This is a genomic window from Paenibacillus ihumii, from assembly GCF_001403875.1.
Classification (GTDB): domain Bacteria; phylum Bacillota; class Bacilli; order Paenibacillales; family Paenibacillaceae; genus Fontibacillus; species Fontibacillus ihumii.
In genome coordinates, this window is record NZ_LN884299.1 from 2,186,159 (window position 1) to 2,207,062 (window position 20,904).

A 20,904-nucleotide genomic window follows, 5' to 3' on the forward strand; every position below is an offset into this window, starting at 1 on the left:
ATTACCTCCCGTACATAAGATCCGCCGTTTGGATATCCTGCAGAGCAGGTAAAAACGGTTTTTCGTTATCCACGTACAGCTCGGTATCAAGATAGTACAGCTTTTTATCATCCAGACATTGCTTGATGTAATCTTCGTTCACGATACTTTTGTCCTTGACATTGGCTGCGAACGCTTGAAGCTTGGGCAGCGCGGTTTGGCGATAGTCCAGCCACGAATGATGAAACCCGGCCGGCTCTTCCAGGCAGTAGATGTCTTGATGGAGCCCTTCGGCAATTCCCTTCTTCCTTAGATAATCCCCCGAGAAAGGCATGCTTCTGAAGAATCGTCCTGTCATCGCAAAGACGCGATAGCTCCAATGAGGAGCGCCGTGATTGGAACGGCAGAATAGATTCAAATAAAAGACGGAATAGTGCATTTTGACGGTAATGACTTGACGTCTTTTCACCTCCGAGACAATCCGGTCCGCCATCCGGCTATCGATGATCTCGTCGAAATCAGCCAGAATGATTACATCGTCATCCTCGACCCGCTCTCGTAAAATCTCAGAGCACAGGCTTCTCTGATACGCTTCGTTATGAAATGCGCTGTTGTAGCTCAGCAAGCGCCAATACCAGCGGTCAAAGTTCGGCGCTTGACAAGTCTCAGGGTTAAAATACAATTGATGCCGCTGCGGCTTGCGAAACACGTTGTCGGCATCGAGTGAATGGTAAATCACCTTCGGACCGAGATAAGTCGGATCGAAGTTCCGAGGCTTGTCCACATAGCTGAATGTCTTGTTGGCCTCGATCACGTGCAGCTCGTCGATCCAGCGGGCATCTTCTTTCAGTTTGATCTCCGCCACCCGTTTTTCGTTGAAAAACGGGCAAAATTGATAAATTTTCATGACCGGAAGCTCCCTTCTCCTGTCGTTGTGAACGAGTTAACCTTGATGCATTGGCGCAAATATCCTGCAAACCGGTGCACCAGCCCGGCCACGGTTTGTTCTTCGTAGTGCAGCGTGCTGTAATAGCAGGTCAAGCTCAGCCTGTCCCGCTTCAAGCAAGCCGTCATATTTAACCAATAAGCGGAAGGGTTGTCCGGCGCATTGGTATTTCCGTACGGAAGGGTCAACGGCTCGTAGAAGTCGTCGGCTTGCCAAGCCGTTTCCTCCGATTGATAATGGAACAGCATGCGGCTGTCATCGACCAGCGGCTCCGCTTCCGGATGAAGCTCCGGTACGATATGCCGCAAAGCAAAATAGTCCATACCTTCATTGGGAATCTCCTGCAGCGTCCGCTTGACATGCTCCAGCAGCGCCTCAGTATGGCCTGCAAGCTCCTGCTTCCCGAAGCGGATTCGTACGGGATACGCCCCGGCAAAAAATCCGACCGTGCGGTCAATCGCGATGCCCGGCAAAAAGGATTCGCGCTGGTAGGACATCAGATGCAGCAGCAGATCCGGCTGCTTTTTCAGATCGAAGCAAGCCTGGGACAATGCCGTTAACAGAATGCCGAGCGGGGTGGTATGCCGCTGAGCCGCCAATGCTTTCAACAAGCCGACCTGCGGAGAGCCTACCAACAAATCATCGGTAATCGTCGCCATATGACGGTGAACGGGCCATTCCTTCGCTACCCGATCGACCTGCAAGGACTTGCCGCCTCTGACAACCCCTCTCCAATAGGCTTCCGATTCGGCCGAAATGCCTCCGTGTGCGTATTGTGTCAGCGCCCAGCACCAGTCGCGGTAGCTGCTCCCCGCTTCCTGATCGAGCTCTCCATTAGCCCCAATGAAGAGAAGCTGCCGGAAATCTTCCAAAAAGATGTTCATCGACATCCCGTCAAAAATCAAATGATGGAACAAAAGCAGCAGCACCTGCCGGCCTCCGCTGCCGTAATGGTCGAACAATACGGCTTTCCACAATGGACCGTTCCCGATATCGAATCCATGCTGAAGCTTCGAGCAATACTCCGAGATAAAGCTGTCATGAGACACTGCGGCCTCCCGCAGATCCACATATGTTAAAGCCCGGTCCATATCGATGTCCCGTTCATACTGGTACCATTCTCTGTGATCGAGCTGGGCAAAGGTCAGCTTCAGCACCGCATGCCGATCGACCAGAAGCTGCAGCGCTCGATTCATCTCTTGCTTTGTGATCCGCTGCTTGAGCAAAGCCAGATAAGGGATGTTGAACATGTTGCGGTTCTTCAAGTCGCGGTTGAAGAAACGTCTCTGCACCGCCGACAGCGGAAATCCGCCCTTCGGGTACGTGTGCTGTGCCATGGCTTTTTCCGTATCCGGTCGGGCCGCCAAAGCCGGGGCCGAAGCCGAAGCTGAAAGCGCTCCGTTCAAGGAGCGGGCCAAACGTTCGATCGTTTGCTCCCGAAAGATTTGGTTGACCGTCACCGGATAGCCGTCCTTTTGCAGCAGGCTGACGATGCGCAGCGCATGCAGTGAATGGCCTCCCAACGCGTGAAAATCCTCGTCCTTGCGGATGTGATCGAGCTTCAGCACGTCGCGCCAAATCTGCTCTATCAGTTGCTCCAGCTCCGTTGCGGCACCGGGTTCAGACGTTTGGACGGTACGCCGTGCTTCCGGCAGTGGCAATCTTACCCGGTCAATTTTCCCATTCACCGTTAACGGAAACGACTCCAGCCGAACGTACCGGAAAGGAAGCATGTACGAAGGCAGACTGTTCGCCATAAAGGCTTGAAGCTGGTCTTCCCGAATGTCTAGTTCATCCCTCTCCGCTGTATAATAAGCGATCAGCCGCAGCTCCCCATGGAGCTCGCGGGCGATCACGAGACTCTGCTTAACGGCGGGATAGCCGTTAAGACGGTGCTCGATCTCTCCCGGTTCGATCCGGAAGCCGCGAAGCTTCAGTTGGCCGTCGCTCCGTCCCATGTATTCGATATTCCCGTCCGGAAGCCATCTCCCGAAATCTCCTGTCCGGTACAAGACCAAATTTCTTCTTTTTTCGCGATCTTCGGAGGTAGCGTACGGATTCGGAACAAATGCCTTCCGCGTCAGCTCCTCCTGCTGCCAATAGCCGCGCGCGACGCCGTCTCCTCCCACATAGATTTCTCCGACGGCTCCGACAGGCTGGACACGCCCCCTTTTGTCCAGAATATAGCAGGTCGTATTGCTGATCGGCTTACCGATGGGGATGTTGCGTTCAAAGGTCCGCTCAATCGGATAGCTCGTCGAAAAAGTGGTGTTCTCCGTTGGACCGTAGACATTGAGGATTGTAAGCGCCGGATACTCCAGCCGTAGACGATTAATCGGCTTCGGAGACAACGCTTCACCGCCTACAAGCAGCCAACGGAGTCCGGCGAACATCGATTCGTTCGTCTGAATCCATTGATTGCATAATGCGACACTGAGCCATAGCGCGTTGATGCCCCATGCTTTCATCCTCTGCTCCAGCAGGCGGACATTCATCAGATCGTCTTTGGAAACGACGAACAGGCGGCCCCCGTTCAGCAGCGTGCCCCAAATTTCAAACGTGGAAGCGTCAAACACCGGGGAACCAGTATAAAGCAGCTTGATATCCGGAGAAAACGGGAAATAGTTCGTATGCTTCACCAGTCGGACGATGCTGCGATGTTCGACCATAACCCCCTTGGGTTTGCCCGTCGAACCGGACGTATACATTAGATAAGCAAGATCGCAAGCGGCCGCGGGGCGAGCGCCAATTTCATCCTGACCCGCAAAGGTCTCAGTGTCGAAATCATCGGCACAGAGCAGCTTTAAGCTCACACCTCTGCACGCTTCCGCAAGGCTGTCTGCTTCGCTGCGCGAGGTAATGATCGTGTCCAGTCCGGCGTCCCGGATCATGTCGCGTATGCGGTCCGCTGGGAAATCGGGATCGATCGGCACGTAGGCGCAGCCCGCCTTCAAGATGCCTAGAATGGAAACGATAAATTCGATCGAGCGCGGCAGACAGACGCCGATGAGCTTCCCGCGAACCGGCGCATCCTCCGTGAGCAAGCTCGCCACATGATGTGATAATTGGTCAAGCCGTTCGTAAGTCACGGCCTGGTCATATGTGATTACCGCCGGTTGGGAAGGCCGGAGCCGGACCTGCTCCCCGAATAGCTCGGGAACCGAGCTCTCCCTTGGGTACTCCGTGAATGTACGGTTCCAATCGTAGACAATACGGTTGTAATCGTCCGCAGTCATTAAAGCAATGTCTCCGACAGCGCTGTCCGGATGCTCTACTGCATAATGCAAAGCATGACGCAGATGCTCGATCAACCGGCGCACCGTTTCCTGCTCCAGCCGGTCGGCATCATAAATCAGCTTGATGACGACCTGGTCTCCATCGCTCGCAATGGTAATCGTCAGCGGGTAATTCGTTTTTTCTCGTTCCTCCATAGCCGACATGTACAGTCCGCTCGCCGGCTGGCTATAGTCGTTCAAATAATTTTCGTAAGCAACGATGCTGTGGAATAACGTATGGCCTTGTACGGAGCTCCAGTCCTGTAATTCGTTCAGGCTGACATAGCAGTAATCGTTCAGCTTCTGAATCGTGTGATGAAGCTCCTTCACATAGCTGGCGACGGACTGTTCCGTATTCCAATGCATCACCAGAGGAAGCGTATTAATCAGTAAGCCCGTGATACGGTCCGCCTTGGCAAGGTCGGATCCACGGCCGGACACGACCATGCCGAATACGGTTATATCCGCGTCCTGAAGCACTTGCAGTACTTTTCCCCAAGCGAACTGTACCAAGGTATTGAGCGATATTTTCGTTTGCTGCACAAACGCTGTCATTTGCCTGGTCAAGCTTGAGTCCAATTCCAGCGTCTCGGTCTGCTGTCTGCGGATCGGCTGATGCGCATCGAAGCGTATACCGCTTTTGTCCATCGGCAGCGGGGTCGGTTCGGTTATGTCAGCTAAATAAGCCTTCCAGAAGATTTCGGCTTCCGTCCGATCCTTCTCCATCAGCCACCGGATATAGGGTTCCAAAGGGAGCGAGGGATTACGGCAAGGCGTTATGCCCCGCAGGCTGCATTCATAAAGATCATGAACCCGATTAAGCAGCAGCGGAAGGCTCCATCCGTCCAGCAAAATATGATGGTAGCTCCAAACTACCCTCCATTCCTCTGGACTACAGCGAATCAACGCAAGGCGGTGCGCAGGCCGTCGCAGATCGAAGCGGCGTTCGCGGTCCAGCGTCATCCACTGCTCGAAGTGCTCCTGCTGTCGATCCGCAGGCTGTAAGGCGAGATTCTCTACCGTCCAATCCAGCTCCACGGTTTGGAGAACACACTGTACCGGCTCGTCCAGCGCTTCCCAGAGGAAGCCTGTCCGTAAACAATCATTTTCAGCAACGACACGCTCCCACGCTTCCCGATAACGGGCAGCATCGAGCCTGCCTTCGTATGTCCAGCTTGTCTGCACGAAATATTGGTCTGAGGAGGGATGATTCAAATAATGAAAAAGAAGTCCTTTCTGCAGCGGGCTAAGCGGCATGATTTTATCCAAGCCATATTGCGCTTGGTACGTATTGATGATTTGATCCAGTGAAGGCTGATCAAGCAAAACCAGTGGAAAATCGCTCGGCGTAAACTCTTCGCTCTCTTTCTCCTCGCAGTGTTCAATAATGGAAAGCAGATAAGAGATGAAGGATTCGGTTAACCTGGCAATCGTCGCTTCCTCATAGTGGCGTCTGCTGTATTTCATAAATAAATGCAGTTGGCCATGAACGATGGAGCAGTTAAGCTCCAGCAGACTTGTTCCGTGGTTCCGCGGCGAGCTATAGTCCTGTGCGGCATCGCGGCTGAAGCTTAACCATTCGTTCGCTTCTCCGGCTTCGGTCTGATCGAATTGGCCCAAATAATTGAACAGCGCCTGCGGCTCGGATGCGGTCAAGGACGTTCGAACCGTCTCGTCAGGATGACAATACCGCAGCGCCCCGTACGAGATGCCCCGGTCAGGAATGCGGCGCAGCTGCTCCTTGACGGATTTGATCGTTTCTCCCAAAGAAGCGTCAGCCGACAACCGGATGCATACGGGAAACATCGATGTGAACCAGCCGATGGTTCGGGTCAGGTTCATGTCGGATACGGAGTGCTCCCGTCCATGGCCCTCCAGCCGGAAGGCGACCGTCTGCTGTCCAGTCCAGGCGGACAGCATCTGCGACCAGGCGGTAAGCAGCAGATCGTTGATCTGCGTATGGTAAGCGTGAGCGCACCGGTGCAGCAGCCGCTGCGTATCGCTTGGCGGCAGCGTTGCAATTAGCTCTGCGGATTCGGCGCTGCTTCTATTATCTGCTGAGCGGTCTACGGGTAACTGGAATGCGGCAGAACTGGCCAGCACCTCGGTCCAATTCCTGATATGGTCGCGTAGATCCTCTTTTTGCGCATAGTCCGTGATTGCAGCCTGCCACTTTTTATACGGGCTTGGAACCGGGGGCAGCTCAGCGCCGTGATACAACTGATACAGCTCTTGAAGCAGAATCCTCCAGGAAACCCCGTCGATGACCAGATGATGAACGGCGAGGAACAGACGAGTTTTGCCGTCAGGGTGGCCTTGGATCAACCCGGCGCGAAGCATCGTTCCCGTCTCGTAGTTCAGTTGACCCTGCCACATTGCGCAAACGGCGGCAATTTCCGGATCAGGGCGCTCTGTGTCCCGAATGGAGTGGGAAGCGAGCTGCACGACGGCGTCCGTTCGGTAGCGCTGTACATAGGTTTGCCCCCGTTTTACGAATTCCGTCGCAAGCTCCAGATGCAGCCGGACCAGCCGGTTGATGGCATCCTCCAGTCTCACAGGGTCGCAGTGGTTGAGCAGCAGCATATGCGATTGATTGAAATAGTTAGGTTCTTCGAACTGCTGCTCGAAAAACCAGTGCTGAATCGGCGTCAGCCCGAATTCGCCCGCCAAATCGACGGCCTGCTCCTTTTGCTTCTCACCGGAAACCCAAGCGGCCACGGCCGCCAAATCCTTCACGGTCGGATGGTCCGCTACTTGTCTGGGTGTCACGACAATTCCGTGATCCCTGGCCATGGATACCATCTGAATGGCGAGGATGGAATCTCCCCCAACGGCATAGAAATGATCGTTGACTCCGATATTTTGCCGTTTAAGCAGGTGCCGCCAAATGCGAAGCAGCCGTGTTTCCATTTCGTCTTCGCCCGTTTCCGGCGCCTTATCGGCCGAGTGCTGCCACATCGTATTCGGATGAGGAAGCGCCAAACGGTCCACTTTGCCATTTGTATTCAATGGAAACGATTCAAGTCGGCAGAAGTAAGACGGAACCATGTAAGACGGTAGCACGGAGGACAGGTGCTGCGCCAATTCTGCCTCTTCCGGCTCCTGGGAAGAGGTATAATAAGCCGCCAGCTTCTGATAATGCCCGTCGTGCCAAGCCCGGACCAGGCATTGACGAATGCCCGGATACTGACGAAGCTGATGCTCGATTTCCCCAAGCTCGATGCGGTAGCCTCTAATCTTGACCTGATCGTCGCTGCGTCCGATAAATAATAATTCCCCGCCCGGCGTCCACCTAACGATATCCCCGGTTTTATATAACCGCTCGGTTTGCGGAGCATGTCCGTCGCCCATGACAAGCTCTTTGTAAACGAACCGTTCCCTGGTTAGCTCTTCGCGGTTCAGGTAGCCTCTGGCCAGCCCGACGCCGCCTACCCACAGCTCGCCGGGAACGCCTACCGGAACCGGCTGGCCGAACGGATTCAGGACAAAGAGCCGTTTGTTATAAACAGGCCGCCCGATCGTCACTTTTTTACCCGGTCGGCAGGTTCCCACAGAACAAATAATGGTCACTTCCGTTGGACCGTAGGCGTTTAGGAATATCCGTTCTTGTCCCCAATCCTCCACAATATCCGGCGTACAAGCCTCCCCAGCTGACACGATCGTCTGCAAATCGGGCAAGCCGCGCTTTTTCATCGTTTTTAATACGGATGGAGGCAGCATAGCGAGATTAATATTCTTTCGTTCGAGTACGTCCGAAATATCAGCATACGGGGGCAATTCCTCTTCCGACAAAACAACAAGCGTGCCACCGACCGTTAATGTTCCGATCCATTCGTAAACCGATGCATCAAAGCTGATGGAAGCAAACTGCAGTACTCGCGTATCCGGAGTCAGCCCAAACCTGTCAATAAGATAAGGAATTAAAGCAACAAGTCCGGCATGTTCAATAAGCGCGCCCTTCGGGTTTCCGGTGGAGCCGGACGTATAGATGACGTATGCCAGATCGTCGGGCTTGACCTCAACGTTCAAATTGTTAACGGAATCGCAGGGCTCTGCAAGCCAGTCGTCGATACAAATAACCGCCGGCTCCTTCATGCCGGCTTGAGAAATCACCGAATTCAGCTTCACGGCCAATTGGCTCGTTGTCACGATGATTTGGGCTTGAGCGTCCTGCAGAATAAACCGGATGCGTTCCTCTGGATATTGGGGATCAATCGGAAGGTAAGCCCCTCCCGTCTTTAACACTCCCAGCATGGCCGGGAGCACATCTGCGCTTCGTTCCATCATGATAGGAATCAGCGTCCCTCGCGGTAAAACGCCCTGCTCGTTCTTCAGATATGTATCCACAATGACGTGCGCGATTCGATTAGCCCTGCGGTTTAATTCAGAGTAGGTCAGCTTCTGCTGACGAAACTCCAAGGCGACCGCCTCCGGCGTCTTGGCCGCCTGTTCTTCTACCAAGTGATAAACGGTTTTATGCATGGGATACGACCTGTCCGTATCGTTCCATCGAATGAACTGATCCCCTTCCTTCCAAGTCAGGAAAGGGTGAAAAAGCACGGGCTGCTCTGGATCTTTCAATGCGTTGGTCAATAGTACTCCGAAATGTCCTGCAAGCCTGGTGATCTGCGTTTTGCTAAAGCGACTGCTATCATATTGAAGCGAACATTCGAGTTTGTTGAGTCTGTATCGATATACGAGTGCGATCACCGGGTGATCCATTTCGTGCATAGTAACAGATGACTTCATGCTGTCAAACGGAATCATTTCCTCTGTCTCTGCAAGGCCGAAATTGAGAAGTTTTCCGGGTTCCAACGCTATGGAACCTTCTTCGGCTTGCTTGGTCAACGTTTCGCTCCATACACCGCCGCTTCTTCTATCGATCTGCAGCTCGACCTTATGAATTAAATCAATAAGGCGGTCTTCTTTGCGTATGTCTATTAGAAGTGGGTAGCCCTGGCTGCAGTCCCCGGCTTCCTCGCGCATGATGGAATATACAACGGATACCTCGTATTGGTCAGCGTAATGGGATAGTAACACGGACCATATTGCCGTTAAACAAGTAGACATGCAAAGATGGTGCCTGCGGACGAATTCCGTCATTGCTTGTACATGTCTATCCTCTAAACAAATCTTCCGAAAAGCGTAACCACTTACAGGCCCATCTTCCGCCTTTTGATTTGCAAGTACCTGCATTCTCTTTTCAGGTGCCATCGTCATATCAGCCCCTCTTATTTGTTTTTATTCTACATGCCTCAAAAAGGCGGCTACGAGATTGTTTTGTCGAGAAAGTGGGACAGCTTAGATCTCAAACGCTGTAGAAGGCCTAATAGGGACTTCTCCTGGCTTGTTCAATTTGTCTTCGGGGTAGTCATGAGGGGATTTAAGTCTAGGACATCGCTTAGTCTATATTTTTCTGCTTGAGTAATAGGAATTAGGCCTATACCGATGGATCATCTATTAACCATTTATGGCTATATTTTACATTGACACTGTGTGTTATGCAATCTATTAAATTCAATGATCTTTTATACTCCAGAAAATCCCTCGTTCAAGTATTCGACGCTTAAATTCCGGGTTCATTTCCAGTGTCTGCATACTTGCTTTCTATCATTCGCACAAATTTGATCCACGAGATTTCCTGTTGCGGCAATTGCTGAATCCGACAAACTGTGATATTTTAGTTTCTAAGTAAACAATATGGAGTGTGATTCCGGATCAATGAATTATCCTGACAGCATCAAGGCGTTAATTTATGAACAGTTGCTCCACTTCTCTCATCTGCATGAACAGCGAATGGAACTGGAACTTAAAGAAATCAAAGAGATGGTGCAGCTTCATCAACTGAAAAGCGTACCTGGGAATTTATCGACCATCCATGTTCTGGATTGCATCGGACATCATGAACCGATTAACCATTCCGCGATTGCCGAAAAATTAAAATTGTCGAAGGCGAGCATTACCAAGATCAGCAAGAAGCTGCTTGATCTTGACCTAATTCGTCGAACACAGCTAAACGACAATCGCAAAGAAGTATATTTTCGTCTAACGCCCTATGGGAAGCAGCTGTTCGAATTGCATCGGGATATGCACGAAGCAGAGGAGCAGCGCTTTATGCGATTTTTGGACAATTATTCCGAAAGTGAGCTGCAGACGATTTTTAAGTTTTTTCAAGGGATGGCCCGGTATGTAGGCGAGAGATAAGCTAATTTTTTAATCACTTTGTTTACTAGTAAACAAAAATCAAGGAGGAGTCATATTGAATTTTCCCCAAACGATCAAAGAACGCAGAACCATCCGGAGATTCAACACAACACCGGTAGAGCCGGAACTGGTCGTATCCTTGCTGAACGATGCGGCCAGACTGTACGAAGCCGAAGGTACGCCGCGCTGGCGCTGCCTTATCGCAGGCACGCCTGAGTCGCGTCACAGGTTAGTTGAGAGCATGATGGCTAAGCTGAAGGTAAGCCGATTCGGCAAACTTCTTCCCGCTAAAATGATCGATTTTTTCATAAAACGAATAACGGATATTCCCGTTCACCTGATCTTCATCGCGGAATCCGCCTCCGATCGGCGGCAGAGCGACGAAAATTACGCTGCAGTCTGCAGTGTGATGCAGAATTTTCAACTGCTTGGCTGGGATCGCGGCCTGGGCGCGCTGTGGGACACGGACCCTATCTTTCAAAGCGAGTCGTTTCTTGCAGAAATCGGTTTGCAGGAAGGTGAAAGGTTTGCCGGCATTTTGCATATAGGATATTTCGATAAAGCGCCGAGAGCCCGAGGAAGAACGCCGGCACAGCAGAAATGGACCGCCATCGGCGGAGGCGGGATAGCGGATGGGCTTCATTCGGATCAGGCCCAGATTTCGGCGCACAGCATTCTCGAAGTGCTGAATGACGCCGTCTGGGCGCCGAACGACGGACTAAGGGAGCCGTGGCGCTTTATCTATATGACGGGCACCGAAGCGGCCGCTAAACTCCCTGATTATTCTGAAAATCCATCGTCGGCTTTCCTTCTGATTGCAGCCAAGCAAGAGGCTGATCCCCACAAGCAGGAGGAGGATTACGCGGCGGTATGCTGTTTGATCCAGAACGTTCAACTGTTGGTTAAATCCAGACCGTGGTACGTACGCCGATCGATACCGGATTGGATTTATGACCGGGATCAGTGCAAGCCGTTCGGCATTTTGCCGGAGGAGCGGATCGTAGCGCTGCTGGAGCTCGGAGTAAACGATCGATCGCCGCAGCCGGAGCCATCTCCTCCCCCACTCGTTAACATCACGTATCTATGATGAACGGAATTCAAAATGCCAATCATGATGGTCAACATCACGAACGTAAAACGAATCGAAGTCCTTGATCCTTACTTGCAAACGGAGTATATTATTTTATATCGACATTACAGCAGGTCAAAAAAAGGAGGGGCCATGTCACCACGTACCAAAGAACAGAATGAGGCGATCCGCGAGATGCGCATGAACCAAATTATGCAAGCGGCTGCGGAAGTATATTTAGAGAAGGGCATTCAATTAGAAATACGCGATGTTGCGGCCAAGGCAGAGCTCGGCTACGGAACCGTGTATCATTACTACAAAAACAAGCACATGCTTTTGGAAGATTTACTATGGGATGCCCTGTATCGAACGGAGTCGGCAGTACTGCCCGCTTTGACGGCGGACGGCGGCAGTTTGCTTAAAGCTGAGTCATTCTCCAGGCTGCTCCTGCAGAAGTGCATCGAGGACCCCTCCGTATTTATTTTGCTTAAAACGGTTGCGGATAATTTTCATCACTTCCCGGGAAACCGGTTCAGCAAGCTGTTTGCCGAATTTCAGGAACGGGTCTATTTGCCGTTTGTGGAAATGATTCGTGAAGGAGTTGGTTCCAAATCACCGGAGCAAACAGCTAATCTGATATTTGGCTCTCTTGTTGGCTGCGCAGCATTGAACATTCATCACGATCTGCGGAACGAGATGGATGTGGATGGGATTGTCGATATGATTTTTTCAGGTATTCAATCAAAGGAGAGATAAACGGAATGGTCATCCTGAAGTCTAGAGCAGAAATTGAAGAAATGAGAAAAGCCGGCCGAATTGTCGCTGCTTTTCATCAAGTAATCGCAGGTATGATCCGGCCGGGAGTCACGACGCTCGATATCGAGTCGTTCGCGGTGCAGTTCCTGAAGGAGAATGGCGCCAAGGCTTATACCATAGGCTACAACGGTTATCCGTTTGCGACATGTGCGTCTGTCAACGACGTCATAGCACATGGCTTTCCAAACCGGAAGCCGCTCAAGGAAGGTGACATCGTCACCATCGACATCGTCGCGGAGGCGGATGGCTGGGTCGGCGATTCAGCTTGGAGTTATGCGGTCGGCGAGGTGTCGGAAGAAGCCCGTAATCTAATGCGGGTAACGAAGGAGTGCTTATATCTTGGGATCGAAAAAGCTGTCGTCGGAAACCGGATCGGCGATGTCATGCACGCGGTTCAAACGCATGCCGAGCGAAACGGATTCTCGGTGGTGCGCGATTTGCTCGGTCATGGCGTAGGAAGGGAGATGCACGAGGAGCCTAATTATCCCCACGTTGGGAATCCGGGCAAAGGGTTCCGTTTGAAGGAAGGGATGGTTCTTACGATCGAGCCGATGCTAAATGCCGGAAAAGCGTTAATGATGATCGATTCCGACGGATGGACCGCCAGAACCGCTGACGGATCGCTTTCTGCGCAGTACGAGCATACGATCGCCATTACTGCGGATGGCCCAATGATATTGACCGAACAATAGCATTCAATCCCTTTATGTTCCCATTAATATACCCTTTAATCTAGTAGCGATTTCGCCAAACTATTTCTATTCACCCGCCTTTTATTCGTTAAATGTTCCAACGATAGCAGCACCGTGTTTCGTGAAAACCTTTTCTAGGTTACTCAAAATGATGTCTTTACCCCTCTCCGATAATCTCAGGTGTGATTGTCTTTGGTGAGTCGAATACGCATCCTTAAATGACTTTTTAGGTTCAGGATATAAATCAGCATAATAATTGCGACAAAGCTCCTTTAAGGAAACACCGTATTTTATTGGAGCCCTTGCGAAGCGGGTTTCTTGAAGTCTTATGTAGTATGGGTACTTTCCTTTGGTCCGAATGTAAAAAGGGTCATCCGGGCCAATAGTATGAATCTTCCCTTCTGCTCTTCCATATCCCACGATAATCGGTGTTTCTTCTTTTCCGTTATCGCTGTGAACGGCAATAAAAACAAGGTCGCCTTTCTTTATACCCCTCGGTTTATTTCCGAAAAAGGTAACGTCTTTGTGCGGGTATAGCTTGTTTTTTCTTACCAAGTAGACATCGCTAGATGAAACTCTTTCGTTCCCATTGCCTTCAAACTTGATCCAAATACCGGTCTCATTAAACCACTCTTCCACGAAATCTAGTTTTTCTTGGCCATTTGGTGGTTTGGTAGGAGCTTCCTGGTCTATTTCTGCCCCCCACCTATAGGCGTTAAACGTTTCTTTCTTTTGTACGGTCTTTTTGGATTGTTTTATGGCTTGAATCTCATTCTCCAGCTGAGTTAAAGTGATTAACCAATTGCCACTTTCTGAATTTTCCATACTGGATAACAAGCCATAAAAGTAACTCTTACATTCTTGTGTGAAGTCTGGTTCGTCCTCCATGAAAATACCAAATTCGTGGTTCTTGTAAAAACCATTAAAGGTAAAATTAAAAGATCCTGTAATCACAGAATGAGTATCAAAAACGTACAATTTAGAGTGCAGATCCTGGAGTGCATATATCTCTGCGCCTGCAGTAATTAATCTTCTCAGGCCTGAAATGCTGCTAGCTCCCTTTATAAAATCTTCACGGTAAAATCGTGTGATAACAGTGCATTTAAGTCCTTTAGTGGTTTTCATATGCTGAGCAAGAGCTATTGCAACCTTATTTCCGATGTACGGGGAAACAATAAGGAGCTGCTCAGATGTTCGCTTGAGAAGAGTGCGAAATTTATTTCCGAAGCCTTTGTCTGCTATTTTTACGCTCATAGATGATCTCACCCCAATTATATTTGAAAAAAATTATACCATGTGGCAGCCCCAGAAGAGAGATGTTTGCATACATACATATGTGAGTATAACGTTATTATTCCTGGCGCTGTCTTAACACAAAGCTTATTGCCTGAAAGCTTCTGGACGAGAAACAGGGACCCCATACTCATCGGGCGGGTCCCTGATTCATTTTCTTAAGGCTTGGCGGTTCCGTTAATCTTCTCGAAGTACGGGGCCAGCTTGGAGACGAGCTGCTCAAACCGCTGCTGTTCTTCTTTGGTCAGCTTCTCCTCATGTTTGATTCCTTTTTCATCGGTCATCTTCAGCTTTAATTGGACCATCTGCTTGAACAGCTCCATACAACTCGGGTGGGCAGCGCATCGAATCTGCCACCTGGCGAAGCTCTTCACGCAATTCCCTGTCAATGGACATACGCGTCTCCTCCCGTCATTTCAAATCGTTTCCGAAGCTCCTTCAGTGCCAGGTGATGCCTGGATTTCATATTGCTCAAGTTATACCAGACAAAGATCAACCTGAAAGACTAATTCGCCTTACATTAGAATTATTAGAGCATAAATACGGAGACCTGAAGATCATTTCTAAATGGAATATTTTAGATTGATTCGTTCGTAGTATAATGTTACATTATGAATGCGAAAGTGTGTTCGCGTTTCATGTGTATTATTCAGGATAGCGCACAAGTCAGAATACACTTTCAGACTCGTCTTATTATATCTTGGGAAGGCTTCGGCATGGACAAGAACTCTGTGTATAGAACAAACATTATAGGTGCTGGTGAGGTTGGCAGCGCCATCTCGGTCGAGATGGATAAGAATTCTATTCATAAAACAAACAGCATCTTTTGGGACACAAAAGGAAATGACATCTTAGGGGCAACCGCGCTTCCTTTCTATGGATCATATGTCTCAGAAGAAAAATGCCAGCTTTTCGGCGATGTCTCAGGGAAAAAGATGCTGGAAATAGGCTGTGGAACCGGTCATTCCTTGCAATATCAAGGGAAACGCAAAGCATCTGAACTATGGGCTCTGGATCTATCAGAAAAACAAATCGAAAAAGCAAAGCAACATTTAACGGCATGCGGCCTTTCAGCAAAATTTATCTGCGCTCCCATGGAAGAAGAATGTGGCATACCCGTGAATTATTTTGACTTTGTTTACTCGATTTATGCCATTGGCTGGACCACTGACCTTGAGGGTACTTTTTGCCGGATCGCCTCTTACCTTAAAAAAGGCGGTGTATTTATTTTCAGTTGGTCTCACCCTATACATAAATGTGTTGCTGTAGAAAATAATATGCTTGCTTTTAAAAAATGTTATTTCGATGAATCCTGGTATTCGGTATCTCTTGGTGAAGGCACGCTAAACTTATCGGATCGTAAGCTATCAACCTATGTGAATGCGCTCTCAAAAGCCGGATTTGTAATTGAGCAAATGGTTGAGGAATCCGATGATGAAATTATGAAGTCGCGGGACGATAATAGCGATTTTGCAAAAAAAGCAAAGATGCTTCCTGCAACGTTTGTAATCAAAGCAAGAAAACTATAGTGGCCCGGAGTGAAACTCAATGTGGATGCAACCTTTCGTAACGTAATCAGTTGGCGCAATTTCATCACACGATCCCCTTTAAATGGCGATCGTAAATGACAGCCTGGAAAAAAGATCGGTTCTGGATCACTTAGAGTGACTCGAAACCGATTTTTTTTGCATTAGAAGATTAGTTTACTTGCGGAGCAAAAGTAACAGATAAGGTTTCGCAACCTAAAACGCTTGTTGGCGCTTAATACAGAAGCATAGACCATCACTGAGGTCACCAGACTTACTTGTTGACCTCCTTTTTATGTAGTCGTGCTTGCTGAGCAGTTCTGCCCCGTTAGCCAAATGCGGTCGTCAGTCTAAGAGGATAGGATCGCCACATTTCAGTAAATATAAATGGAGCAGTAGGTAGATAAGCAAAGCAAAAAAAGGTCAACTCAATTATGAGTGGCCTTTCATTACTTGTAGATCGTTAATTATTTGTTGATAAGTTGACCTGAAAAAGCTTGAACCTGTAACGGGGCTGTCAAGTATTTTGGAGCTTTAGCTACAAACGCCTGAAAATGGGTGCTCGCATTGTGAGCCACTACTGCTTCTTGGTCTTTCCACTGTTCGACCATGAGATATGTGTCATCCTTATCTGTTTCCTTCAGGAGCTTATACGACACGTTCCCTGCTTCTGCACGGGATGCCTCAATCAGTTCTTTTACGGCTTCCAAAAATTCTGCCTCTAACTCACTGGTTACATTCATTTCTGCATGGATAATAATCATCGCTGTTACCTCACTTCCATTCCGCAATGCGATCTATAGGGAGACGAGTCGTCAAACGCGCTTCTTTGGCAGCTTTACCTACAGAGATGAGCATTACCGGTACATAACGGTCTTTCTCCATACCAAATGCTTCTGCAATTCGGGATTTATCGTATCCGCCGATTGGGTTTGTGTCATATCCACGGGCACGAGCAGCAAGCATAAGTTGCATGGAAACCAATCCGCTATCGATAAGGATCATTTCACGGAAAGCCTGGGCTGGAATACGTCCGAACAGATCGGTATAGTTTGCCATCATCTGATCCTTAACCTCTTGTGACATATATCCGCGTTCCACTGCACTCCCCATAATTTCATCTGCATAGTCGAATGCGTTCATATCTCCAAATACAGCAATTACTGCGGAAGAAGTAGAAACTTGTGTTTTGTTGCCTGGTGCAAGCTCTTCAAGCGTTGCTTTTCCTTCTGGGCTATCAACGACAAGAAACCTCCAAGGCTGAAGATTAACGGATGATGGAGCCAAAGTCGCTTCTTCCAAAATTTCAGTCATTTCTTCATGGCTGATTTTGACCAATGGGTCATATACCCGCACAGAGCGACGGGAAGTAATAATTTCTTTATAATTATTGTTTAGGGATGTTACAGTCATGATATTCTCTCCTTTAATCTCTATAAGTTAATTGGTCTTACTTGGTTCTTTCATCTGTTGAATCTGGCTGTTCAACTTCTGCAACACTTGAACAAACGCAAGTCGTTCTGATTCTGTAAGGTCTGCCTGCAGTTCCTCCATAAATCGATCTTTCTCCCTTCTAAACCTTGCTACTTTACATTTGCCCACTTCGGTTAACTGAACTAATGTAATCCGGTTGTCATTCTCACATCTGGTTCGCAGAAGCATTCCTTCCGCTTCCAACTGCTGAACATGACGGGTTACAGCAGCTGGATCAATAGACACTGCCTTCTGCAGATCCGACTGGCTAATTTCGCCACCCGTCAGTTTGCAGAGGAGTTCCAACCGATTGGGACTTACTCCAGCACATCGCTCAAACCGAGTCGCAATATGCTTATTCAGATGCATTAGCAAGTACAGCAGGTCTTCTGTATGACATGCAGAGATGATATAGACCCCCTTCAATTCATTGACTCATCAATGGTTGATGGGTCAATCATATACTTTTGTTTTCTAGAAATCAAGTCTTTTGAATAAAAGATAAAGCCCTTCATCCTGTATAAGGACGAAAGGTTGGGTTCCGTGTAACGGGATTTCCCCGAGAATGCCCTATTTTGCTAATAATGAGCTAATAAATTCTCTTGATTTTTGTCAGATCCCCGCTGCATAGTGTTTCAAGATTATCAAATATCTTACGAGCAGGCCAATCCCACCATTTAATGAGAAGGAGATAATCGATGAGTTCATCGTCAAATCTTTTCTTAATGACTTTGCAAGGATTCCCGCCTGCAATATGGTAAGGGGGAACATCCTTTACAACAACAGAATTGGCTGCAATAATTGCCCCATCTCCAATATGTACACCGGGCATTACGGTCACATTTTGACCGATCCATACATCGTTTCCAATCACAGTATCACCTTTAAGGGGTAAGTTTGCCAGTGTCGGAGTCGCTTTCTCCCAACCATGGCCCATAATATTAAATGGATAGGTAGTGACACTGCACATTCTATGGTTTGCCCCATTCATTACAAATTCAATACCCTTTGCTATTGCGCAAAATTTTCCGATAATCAGCTTATCTCCTATAAATTCATAATGATGTGTAACATGCTCTTCAAACTTTTCAGCCCCGTTGATGTCGTCATAATATGTGTAGTCACCGACAATAATATTTGAGCGTGTTACAACGTTTTTAATATAGCATATACTTTTAATTGCCTCATTTGGGTAGATTGCATTAGGATCAGGTCCATATTGCATATAAAAATCCCTCCTTCGTCATTCTTTGACCAATATATATAAAGAAAACTCTGTAGTTAGAGCTTTCTTTTCTTAGATTCAAATTATTCACTTTCTATTTTTCTAAATTCATTACTGTCAATAACTGGCGGCTCTTCATCTTTCTCTTTCAATTTCCAACACTGGATTGAATCATACCAACAGATTTTAATGCTTTGAGTAATGCATTTGTATCAATGAATTCTTACCACTCCTTACCGCCGGGTAGTTGGATACTGGCCCAACTGCTTACATCGCATTGGCCATATTCATTATCACCCACAGCCATCACCGTGCCGTCTGATTTAAGGCCGATGGTATGAGCGCAACCTGCCGCAACTGCTACAATATCGCACCAATCACTCACATTGCATTGACCATACTCATTCCAGCCCACAGCTGCCACCGTACCGTCCGATTTAAGCCCGATGGTATGATGACTACCCACCGCTATCGCCATAATACCGCTCCAGTCGCTCACATCGCATTGACCTACCTTATTTTGACCAACAGCCGTCACCGTGCCATCCGATTTAAGACCAACAGTATGACGACGACCTGCCGCTATGGTATTTTTGGGAGTTGCCCATATCTTGTTGAACTCAAGATTCCCCATTTCTATTCTCCCCCTTGTTTTTTCTTTCCAACTTAGACCATACAACATTCATGCAAGTGCTAAGGTATCCCCAACTTGGCCCCATCAATCACGCCCGGATATGGATTAAAAACGCTCGAATATTTCGTATTATACTATTCTCATTTGGATAATCTACCAATCATCAGTACGTTCTCCCGCTACCACTATCTTAATGCACCTAAGCAACTCATGAATACGAGCAATTATTATGCTGTTCCACTCGCAACAATGTTTGCAACCAGTACAAAATCCTCAATGGCGGACGTCATAGCCCAAAATAATGTTTTCAGCAAAACCCAGTCTTGTCCCCGGTTCAGGGCAAGACTGGGTTTTAAAAACATGAAGGCCGAGAATATCGCATGCTGCGTAAATGCAGAGTAATAAAACCATATTGTAACGGGAAGTATAACAGCGATTTAAGATGAGCTTGCTTTGCCGGAAATATGAATAAGGGGTGGAAATGATGAAGGTAGTGGTGACAGGAGCAGCCGGAAAAATCGGCCGTTGGGCGGTAAGAACCCTATTGGAAGCTGGTCATGATGTTATAGCCACAGATCGATTATTACGCGAAGAATCTGCATCAAAAAATTTTATTCAAGCGGAGCTACGTGATTATGGTCAAGTCTGTCAGCTTTTAATGGGAAGTGATGCCGTTGTCCATCTTGGGAATATCCCAACTGATGTAAGGAATACGCCCCAGGCGATATTCGAGAATAATATGCTAGTTAATTTTAACATTCTTGAAGCATGTAAAGATTTTAAAATCCCAAAGCTGGTATGGGCTTCAAGCGAAACGGTTTTGGGCTATCCGTTTGTCCCGGAACAACTGGATTACCTACCTGTTGATGAAGAGCATCCAACTACTGCAAAGTCATCCTATGCCATGGCTAAACTGCTAACAGAACACCTAACAGGCATGTATCATAAACTTACGAATCAACAGCTCGTCACTCTTCGTTTCGCGAATATGTATGAACCTGATGAGTATGAAAAAATCCCTATTATGCATTGGAATGAAGAACAAAAGAATATTCAAAAGAAAAACGCCTGGGCCTATTGCGATGTTAGAGATGCAGCTAATGCCTGTCTTCTTGCAATAGAGAAGGACAATTTAGGTAATCAGGTATTCCATATCACTGCCCCGGATACCATCATGCCGGATCTTAGCCAGGATTTAGTCAAACGATTTTTTCCAAATGTGCCCTTAAAGAGAGAGGTTCAGGGACATGAGACGCTGATGGCAATAGATAAGGCAAGGGATATACTTGGATATGAACCGCGTTATTCATGGAGGAGTGTTCTTCATAACGATGGTTCATCGAAGGCTCTGCCTGAAGATCAACTTGCTTTATCGAAAACAAACATATAAGTGGAGATATTGAAAAATACACCGCTTCAAAGAAAATGAGCTCAGGCAATGAAGTCCTAGCTCATTTTTCTTTGACTTGGGATAGAACCAGATTGAAGTCGTGGAGCGATAATAGCTATTTGTCCCTCCAACCAAGATAAATCCACAAAGATTTAAATTAAGCGGCTCGCGGTCTCTTCGCCGTTGTTCCGTGTGGATGGAATCGTTTGCCCCCTAGCGTTCTCATCAGACAGACATTAGGCTTATCGTAATCTTTAAAACACAAAAAGCCGCTGATATGCAGCTTTTTAAGCATATATGCTCTTTACATCTTGCTCATCTAGAAACTCTTGTTTTGTCTTGGACGTTACTACCCCTGTCTTCAATACCTAGTTGGCGCAAG

14 protein-coding genes and 1 pseudogene are annotated in these 20,904 nt (G+C 48.1%); 6 read left to right on the plus strand and 9 right to left on the minus strand.

Going from position 1 to position 20,904, the window contains the following annotated elements; genetic code table 11:
- Window position 1: 1 nt before the first annotated feature.
- Both BN2762_RS17315 and BN2762_RS17320 read right to left on the minus strand, forming a co-directional pair.
- Window positions 2–886, minus strand: a complete 885-nt coding sequence (locus tag BN2762_RS17315; RefSeq protein WP_055108155.1) for a glycosyltransferase family 17 protein — start codon at window positions 884–886, stop codon at window positions 2–4.
- Window positions 883–9,420: a non-ribosomal peptide synthetase gene (locus tag BN2762_RS17320; RefSeq protein WP_083484984.1), complete on the minus strand. Its 8,538-nt coding sequence runs from the start codon at window positions 9,418–9,420 to the stop codon at window positions 883–885. The genes BN2762_RS17315 and BN2762_RS17320 overlap by 4 nt, the downstream gene beginning before the upstream one ends.
- Window positions 9,421–9,921: 501 nt before the next feature.
- Here BN2762_RS17320 and BN2762_RS17325 point away from each other — a divergent pair.
- The 4 genes from BN2762_RS17325 (at window position 9,922) to map (ending at window position 12,981) form a co-directional block, all read left to right on the plus strand.
- Window positions 9,922–10,404: a MarR family transcriptional regulator gene (locus BN2762_RS17325; RefSeq protein WP_055108156.1), complete on the plus strand. Its 483-nt coding sequence runs from the start codon at window positions 9,922–9,924 to the stop codon at window positions 10,402–10,404.
- A gap of 55 nt (window positions 10,405–10,459) precedes the next feature.
- Complete coding sequence (locus tag BN2762_RS17330) at window positions 10,460–11,491, plus strand: nitroreductase family protein (RefSeq protein WP_083484986.1); 1,032 nt, start codon at window positions 10,460–10,462, stop codon at window positions 11,489–11,491.
- 135 nt (window positions 11,492–11,626) lie between these two features.
- A complete protein-coding gene (locus tag BN2762_RS17335) occupies window positions 11,627–12,229 on the plus strand; it encodes a TetR/AcrR family transcriptional regulator (RefSeq protein ID WP_055108158.1) in 603 nt (200 codons plus the stop codon).
- 5 nt (window positions 12,230–12,234) lie between these two features.
- On the plus strand, window positions 12,235–12,981 hold the full coding sequence (gene map / locus BN2762_RS17340) for a type I methionyl aminopeptidase (protein WP_055108159.1): 747 nt from the start codon (window positions 12,235–12,237) through the stop codon (window positions 12,979–12,981).
- Window positions 12,982–13,062: 81 nt separating this feature from the next.
- Here map and BN2762_RS17345 read toward each other — a convergent pair whose 3' ends face one another.
- Together BN2762_RS17345 and BN2762_RS26550 are read right to left on the minus strand one after the other, a co-directional pair.
- Window positions 13,063–14,235 (minus strand): phospholipase D family protein, encoded by a 1,173-nt coding sequence (locus tag BN2762_RS17345; RefSeq protein WP_055108160.1) that lies wholly within the window; start codon window positions 14,233–14,235, stop codon window positions 13,063–13,065.
- 197 nt (window positions 14,236–14,432) lie between these two features.
- A complete protein-coding gene (locus BN2762_RS26550) occupies window positions 14,433–14,597 on the minus strand; it encodes a hypothetical protein (RefSeq protein WP_230202533.1) in 165 nt (54 codons plus the stop codon).
- Between the two features lie 393 nt (window positions 14,598–14,990).
- On the opposite strand from BN2762_RS26550, the gene BN2762_RS17350 reads away from it, so the two are divergent.
- Window positions 14,991–15,803, plus strand: coding sequence for a class I SAM-dependent methyltransferase (locus tag BN2762_RS17350; protein WP_055108161.1), 813 nt, complete (start codon window positions 14,991–14,993; stop codon window positions 15,801–15,803).
- Between the two features lie 464 nt (window positions 15,804–16,267).
- Here BN2762_RS17350 and BN2762_RS17355 read toward each other — a convergent pair whose 3' ends face one another.
- The 5 genes and pseudogenes from BN2762_RS17355 to BN2762_RS17375 form a co-directional block, all read right to left on the minus strand.
- Complete coding sequence (locus BN2762_RS17355; RefSeq protein WP_055108162.1) at window positions 16,268–16,564, minus strand: putative quinol monooxygenase; 297 nt, start codon at window positions 16,562–16,564, stop codon at window positions 16,268–16,270.
- A 10-nt stretch (window positions 16,565–16,574) separates the two neighbouring features.
- Window positions 16,575–17,213 (minus strand): nitroreductase family protein, encoded by a 639-nt coding sequence (locus BN2762_RS17360; RefSeq protein ID WP_055108163.1) that lies wholly within the window; start codon window positions 17,211–17,213, stop codon window positions 16,575–16,577.
- 27 nt (window positions 17,214–17,240) lie between these two features.
- Window positions 17,241–17,699, minus strand: a complete 459-nt coding sequence (locus BN2762_RS17365; RefSeq protein WP_055108164.1) for a MarR family winged helix-turn-helix transcriptional regulator — start codon at window positions 17,697–17,699, stop codon at window positions 17,241–17,243.
- 163 nt (window positions 17,700–17,862) lie between these two features.
- Complete coding sequence (locus BN2762_RS17370; protein ID WP_055108165.1) at window positions 17,863–18,498, minus strand: Vat family streptogramin A O-acetyltransferase; 636 nt, start codon at window positions 18,496–18,498, stop codon at window positions 17,863–17,865.
- A gap of 223 nt (window positions 18,499–18,721) precedes the next feature.
- A pseudogene (locus BN2762_RS17375) lies at window positions 18,722–19,084 on the minus strand (chromosome condensation regulator); the annotation flags it as partial.
- A 529-nt stretch (window positions 19,085–19,613) separates the two neighbouring features.
- Here BN2762_RS17375 and BN2762_RS17380 point away from each other — a divergent pair.
- Complete coding sequence (locus tag BN2762_RS17380) at window positions 19,614–20,522, plus strand: NAD-dependent epimerase/dehydratase family protein (RefSeq protein ID WP_230202630.1); 909 nt, start codon at window positions 19,614–19,616, stop codon at window positions 20,520–20,522.
- The last annotated feature ends 382 nt before the right edge of the window (window positions 20,523–20,904 follow it).